The 6,000-nt window shown below is 77.1% G+C and carries 3 protein-coding genes; 2 read left to right on the top strand and 1 reads right to left on the bottom strand.

Translation table 11 applies throughout. From position 1 onward, the window contains the following. The first annotated feature begins 55 nt into the window (after positions 1-55). Positions 56-1,276, top strand: coding sequence for an MFS transporter (locus tag ACFU7Y_RS11035; protein WP_380767479.1), 1,221 nt, complete (start codon positions 56-58; stop codon positions 1,274-1,276). A 79-nt stretch (positions 1,277-1,355) separates the two neighbouring features. Then, the gene (lanKC, locus tag ACFU7Y_RS11030) at positions 1,356-3,902 is read left to right on the top strand and encodes a class III lanthionine synthetase LanKC (protein ID WP_380767477.1); all 2,547 of its coding nucleotides are present in this window, start codon (positions 1,356-1,358) and stop codon (positions 3,900-3,902) included. 17 nt (positions 3,903-3,919) lie between these two features. Here lanKC and ACFU7Y_RS11025 read toward each other — a convergent pair whose 3' ends face one another. Then, positions 3,920-5,800 (bottom strand): BTAD domain-containing putative transcriptional regulator, encoded by a 1,881-nt coding sequence (locus tag ACFU7Y_RS11025; protein WP_380767475.1) that lies wholly within the window; start codon positions 5,798-5,800, stop codon positions 3,920-3,922. Positions 5,801-6,000: the final 200 nt, after the last annotated feature.

Raw genomic sequence — 6,000 nt, 5'->3', positions numbered from 1 at the left:
GCCCCGGCCCGATCCGCACCCCCTCGGAAGCCCCCGCCGACCACGGAGGACGGCCATGGAACCCACCCCGCTCGCCCGCAACCGGGACTTCCGGCTGCTCTGGGCCGGCGGCCTGCTGGCCTCGCTCGGCTCCCAACTCGCCTCGATCGCTCTGCCGTTGCTGGTCCTGCGGGAGACCGGCTCGGCCGTCGGGGCGGGCGCCATCGGCACCGTCTCGGTCGGTGCGCTGCTGCTCACCACGCTGCCCGGCGGGGTGCTCGCCGACCGGATCGAGCGGCGCCGGCTGCTGCGGATCTGCGACGTCTTCAGCCTGCTCGCGGTCAGCGCCCTGGTCGTCGCCGTGCTGTGCGGGTACACCCCGCTGCCGTTGGTCCTGCTGGTCGCCGCCGCCGGGGCGCTGATCTCCAGCGTCTACGGGCCCGCCGCCGGCGCCCTGCTGCGCGCGGTGGTGCCCACCGGGCAGGCCCGCGAGGCCTCCTCCCGGATGCAGGCGCGCGGCGCCGCCGCCCGGCTGATCGGACCGCTCGGTGGTGGGGCGCTGTTCGCCTGGCACCCGGTACTGCCGTTCCTCGCCGAGGGCGTCGGCCTGCTGCTGTCCACGATCTGCGTGGCGCTGATGCGGACCCGCTCGCTGCCCGCCACGGCGAGCGGACCGGTGTTCAGTCGGGCCGAGCTGACCGCCGGACTGGCCTTCATCTGGCACCAGCCCTACCTGCGCACCCTGCTGCTGATCTTCGGCCTCGGGATGAACTTCGCGTTCAGCGCGCTGATGTTCGCCACCCTGGCCGTCGCCTCCGACGGCGGCCACTCCGGCATCGGCGGTGGCACGGTCGTCTCCTGCACCGCGGCCGGCGCCCTGGCCGGCGCGTTGCTCGCCCCGAGACTCGGTGCCCGGGCCCGGGACGGCAGCCTGGTCGCGCTCGCCTGCTGGGCCTGCGCGCTCACCGCCGGGGTGCTGGTGCTGACCCGGGTTCCGCTGCTGATCGGGCTGCTCTGCGCGGCCTGCATGTGCCTGTCCACCGTCGCCAGCATCGGCTTCGTCTCCGGGATGCTGGTCGCCGCGCCGCCCGACCGGGTCGGCCGGGTGCAGAGCGCGGCCGGCTTCCTGTCCACGCTGGTCCAGCCGTTCGGCCCGCTGGTCGGCGGCACCCTGCTCGGCTCGTTCGGCGGCACCCGGACCTTCGCCCTGCTGGCCCTGGCCATCGCGCTCTGCGCGGCCGTGGTCACCTGGGCGCCGCCGGTCCGGCGCGGACCGGTGCTGAGCCCCGCCGTCTGAACACCGCGCCGTCTGACACCCCGCCGTCTGAACACCGCGCCGTCTGAACACCGCCCGTTCCCGGAAGAGGAGGTGCGCCATGGCCGGCGCCCGCGAGATCCAGCTGTACTGCCTCGCCGACCCGACGTACTACGACACCCCGGGACGGCTGCGGGACGGGGAGAGCCGCTACCCGCTGGGCCTCGGCGAGCCGCCCGAGGGCTGGCGGCGTGAGCAGCGCGGGCTGTGGACGGTGCTGCGGCCCGACGGCTCCCGGCTGCCGGAACAGGGCTGGAAACTGCACGTGTCGGCGACGGCGGACGGCGCAGAGCGGACGCTGGCCGCCGTCGCGCGGATCTGCGTCGCCCGGCGGGTGGCGTTCAAGTTCCTGCGCAGCCCGGCGGCGCTGCGGGTGGCGAACGGCAAGTCCGCGGGGCGCGGCAGCAGCGGCAAGTTCGTCACCGTCTACCCGGCCACGGAGGGCGAATTCCTCGCTCTGGCCGAGGAGTTGGCCGAGGCGCTGGACGGCTTCCCCGGACCGTACGTGCTCACCGACCTGCGGATCGGCAACGCGCCGGTGTACGCCCGCTACGGGGCCTTCGTCGAGCTGTGGTGCCAGGACGGGGCCGGACAGCCCGTCCCGGCCCTGCGGGACCCCTCCGGCACGCTGGTGCCGGACTCGCGCGAGCCGGTGTTCCGGCTGCCCGGGTGGGTCGAGCCGCCTGCGGCGCTGCGCCCGTACCTGGCAGCCCGGCAGGCGGCCGGCGGGCACCTGCCATACCACATCGTCGAGGTGCTCCGGTTCTCCAACGCCGGCGGGATCTACCTGGCCGAGGGGCACGGCACCGGCGAGCGGGTGGTGCTGCGCGAGGCCCGCCCGTACGCCGGGCTGGACCGTGCCGGGGCGGACGCGTTGACCCGGCTGCGGCGCGAGCAGTGGGCGCTGGAACGGCTGGCCGGGCTGGGGTGCGTGCCCCGGCTGCACGAGGTGCGCACGGTCTGGGAGCACACCTTCCTGGTGCAGGAGCACATCGAGGGCGTCCAGCTGTTCGACGAGGCGATCCGGCGCTACCCGCTGGTGCACCAGAACTGCACCGCGGAGCAGCGCGCCGAGTACGCGCACTGGGTGGGCGGGGTGGTGGCGGGGCTGGAGGAGGCGCTCGGTGCCCTGCACGAGCGGGGCGTGCGGTTCGGGGACCTGCACCCGGCCAATGTGGTGCTCCGGCCCGACGGGTCCGTGGTGCTGGTGGACTTCGAGTACGCGGCCGAGCTGGACGACCGGCGGGTGCCGGTGGCCGGCGCGGCCGGACCGCGCATCCCGCCCGGGCTGGACGGCGCCGACGCCGACCGGTACCTGCTGTGGGTCACCTGGCTGATGCTGCTGATGCCGGTGCTGGAACTGGCCGACTGCGACCCGGGCAAGCTCCCGGCGCTGGAGCGGCGGGCACGCGAGTGGTTCGGACTGGGCGAGGAGGAGGGGCCGGTGCGGCCCGGAGCCGTGGCACTGGTGGAGTCGGCGAGCGAGCGGCGCGGGCGGGAGCTGCTGGACGGGCCCTCGCTGGGCCCGGTGCGCCGGGAGCTGATCGCGGGCATCCACGCCGGCGCCACCCCGGACCGGCCGGACCGGCTCTTCCCCGGGGACGTGGCCGGCTTCGCCGACGGCGGTACGGGCGTGGCGCACGGCGCGGCCGGGGTGCTGTACGCGCTGCACCGTGCCGGGGCCGACTGGCCGCAGGAGTACGCGGACTGGCTGGTCGCCGCGGTGCGCCGGCGGGCGGACCGCCCGGGCACCGGGGGGCTGTACGACGGGCCGCTCGGCATCGCGCTGGTGCTGGCCCGGATCGGCCGGGCGGAGGCGGCGGAGGAACTGCTTGAGCGGACCCGTACTGCCCGCCCGGCGCGGGAGGCGGGCCTGTTCGGCGGCCGGGCCGGCGCCGCGCTCGCCCGGCTGCGGCTGGCGGACGCGCTGGACAGCCCCCGGGAGCTGGCCCACGCACTGGACGACGCACGGGAGTTGGCCGCGGTGCTGCGCGGCGAGCCGGTACCCGGGCTGGACGAGCCCGCGGCCGCCGGGCTGCTGTACGGGCCGGCCGGCATCGCGCTGCTGCACCTGCGGCTGTACCGGCGGACCGGCGAGCGGTGGCTGCTGGACGCCGGGCGGACGGCGCTGGAGCGGGCGGTGGCACGGTGCGTCCGGGTGCCCGACGGGTCGATGCAGGTACTGGAGGCCGGGCGCCGGCTGGCGTACCTGGACCGGGGCAGCAGCGGGATCGCGCTGGTGGTGCGGGAGTACCTGGAGCACGGGGAGCTGCCGGGCGGCGAGGCCTTCCTGACGGACGTGCGGAAGGTCTGCGCACCCGGGTTCATCCGGGAGCCGGGGCTGTTCCGGGGGCGGGTCGGGCTGACGCTGGCGCTGGACCGGCTGGGCGGGGCGCCGGCGCGGGAGGCCGTGCTCGGGCAGGTGCGCAAGCTCCAGTGGCACCTGGTGGCCCGGCCGGAGGGGCTGCTGGTGCCCGGGATGTGGCTGCGGCGCTTCTCGGCGGACCTGCACACGGGGGCGGCGGGGGTGCTGCTGGCGCTGTGCGGGCTGGAGGGGGAACGCGGGGAGGAACGGGCGGACGTGCTGGACCTGCTGACCCTGGGGTGAGCAGGCCCGAGGCCTCATCAGGACGGTGCCGGCGCCCCGAGGGCCTGCGCCGCGCGCTCCCGGGCGTGCAGATGGGTGAGCCGGGGCAGGGCGTACAGGGCGGCGTGGGCGGTGACCTCACCGGTGGGGGAGGTGACCGTCCCGGTGTCGGTGAGCGCCTCCAACGTGTGCAGGGCGAGCCGTTCGGGCCGGCCGAGGGCGGCGGCGGCCTCCGGGAGGGTGAAGAGCAGGGCGAGCGGCAGGGCGGCGAGCCGGGCGAGGGCGAGCCGGCCCTGGTCGGTGAGGTCGCGCCAGCCGGAGTCCAGCCGGGCGCGGACGGTGACGTCCCCGGCGACCAGTTCGTCCAGGGCGCCCGCCGGGTCCTCCAGCCGGGCCGCGTACTCGGTGAGCGGGAGGTGGCGCAGCACGGCCAGCCGGGTGCCCGCGACCCGTACGGCCAGCGGCAGCAGCCCGCAGGCGGCCACGATCCGGGCGGCGGCCGCGCGGTCGGCGCCGGTCCGGCCGGTGCCGACGATCCGGCCGAGCAGGTCCAGGGCCTCGGTGGGAGCGAGCGCCGGGACGGCGATGCGGCGCACCGAGGCGAGCCCGGCCAGCTGGCTGCGGGAGGTGACGAGCACGGCGCTCGGGCCGAAGCCCGGCAGCAGCTCCCGGACCGCGGCCTCGCCGGGGGCGTCGTCCAGGATCAGCAGCAGCCGGCGCCCGGCGAGCGAGGCGCGCCAGAGGGCGGCGGCCTGGCCCGGGTCGGTGCGACCGGAGTCGGCGGGCCCCGGTCCGGCCGGTGCGGCGCCCGGACGGCCGGTCAGGGCGGCGAGTTCGGCGAGCACCTCGGGCAGCGGGCGGGTGGTGCCGTCCTCGGCGCGCAGCCGGACCAGCACCCGGCCGTCCGGGAAGCGGTCGGCGAGCAGGTGGCCGGCGTGCACGGCGAGCGCGGTCTTGCCGCTGCCGGCCGGGCCGGAGAGCACCGCGACGCGTCCGCCGCCTTCGCCGAGCTCGTCGACGAGGTCCCGTAGTTCGTCGGTTCTGCCGGTGAAGTCGGCGGTGTCGGCGGGCAGCAGGGCGCCGTTCGGGGCGGCGCCGCGCTCCGGGCGGGCGGCGGTGGGCCGGGAGCGGCCGCGGGCGAGCAGTTCGCGGTAGCGGGCGGTCAGTGCGGGGCTGGGCTCCAGGCCCAACTCGCGGGCGAGCAGTTGGCGGTGGGTGTCGTAGACGGCGAGCGCCTCGGCCTGGCGGCCGGACAGGTGGAGGGCGTTCATCCGGGCGGCCTGGAGGCGTTCGCGCAGCGGGTGGCGTTCGGCGAGCTCGGCCAGGTCCTCGGCGACGGCGCCGGCGTTGCCGAGCTCCAGCTCGGTCTCCGCCCAGTCCTCGTGGACGCCCAGGCAACGGGCCTCCAGGCGGTCCGCCTCCGCCTCGACGGCGGGCGAGCAGCGCAGGTCGGCGAGCGGCGGGCCCTGCCACAGGTCGAGGGCCTGGCGCAGCAGGCGGGCGGCGGGGGCGAGCGCTCCGCCGTCGGCGGCGGCCCGGCCGGCCCGGGCGAGGGCACGGAAGCGGAGCAGGTCCAGCTCGGGCTCGGCGACCCGCAGCAGGTAGCCGGCGGCCGAGTGGACGAGCCGGTCGGGTCCCTCCTCGCGGCCGAGCAGGGTGCGCAGGGTGCAGACGTAGACCTGGAGGTTCTTCCGGGCGGTGCGCGGCGGTTCCTCGGGCCAGAGCGTGTCGATGAGCAGGTCGACCGGGACGGCGGTGTTGGCGCGGCTCAGCAGGACGGCCAGCACCAGCCGTTGCTTCAGGGGCCCGAGGGCCAGCGGGCGGCCGCCGGCCTCGCCGGTGACCGGGCCGAGCACGGAGAAGTGCAGCCGGGCGGGGGTGGCGGTCCGGGCGGGGGTGGCGGGCTGGGCCAGGGGCATCGGCGTACCTCCGGAGCGTGGGCGGCGGCAGTGTGACGGGGCGGCCGTGCGGTGGTGCGCGCAGGCTACTTGACGGTCGATCGGCGCTGAAGGGCACGGAATCGGCCGGGTTCGGTCACGTCGTGCACACAACCGGGGTGTCGGCGGGTGGGTCGGAGGGTGGGTTCCGCACGGCTGTGCGGACGGTGTTCCGGCAGGTC

This window comes from Kitasatospora sp. NPDC057542 (assembly GCF_042801945.1).
Taxonomy (GTDB): domain Bacteria; phylum Actinomycetota; class Actinomycetes; order Streptomycetales; family Streptomycetaceae; genus Kitasatospora.
The sequence above is the reverse complement of the archived record's forward strand: the minus strand, read 5'-3'. Positions and strand labels throughout refer to the sequence as shown.

What these genes read in the sequence shown, in the direction of transcription:
- ACFU7Y_RS11025 (WP_380767475.1), bottom strand. Translation starts at nt 5,800, where the DNA reads ATGCCCCTGGCCCAGCCCGCCACCCCCGCCCGGACCGCCACCCCCGCC.
- lanKC (WP_380767477.1), top strand. Translation starts at nt 1,356, where the DNA reads ATGGCCGGCGCCCGCGAGATCCAGCTGTACTGCCTCGCCGACCCGACG.
- ACFU7Y_RS11035 (WP_380767479.1), top strand. Translation starts at nt 56, where the DNA reads ATGGAACCCACCCCGCTCGCCCGCAACCGGGACTTCCGGCTGCTCTGG.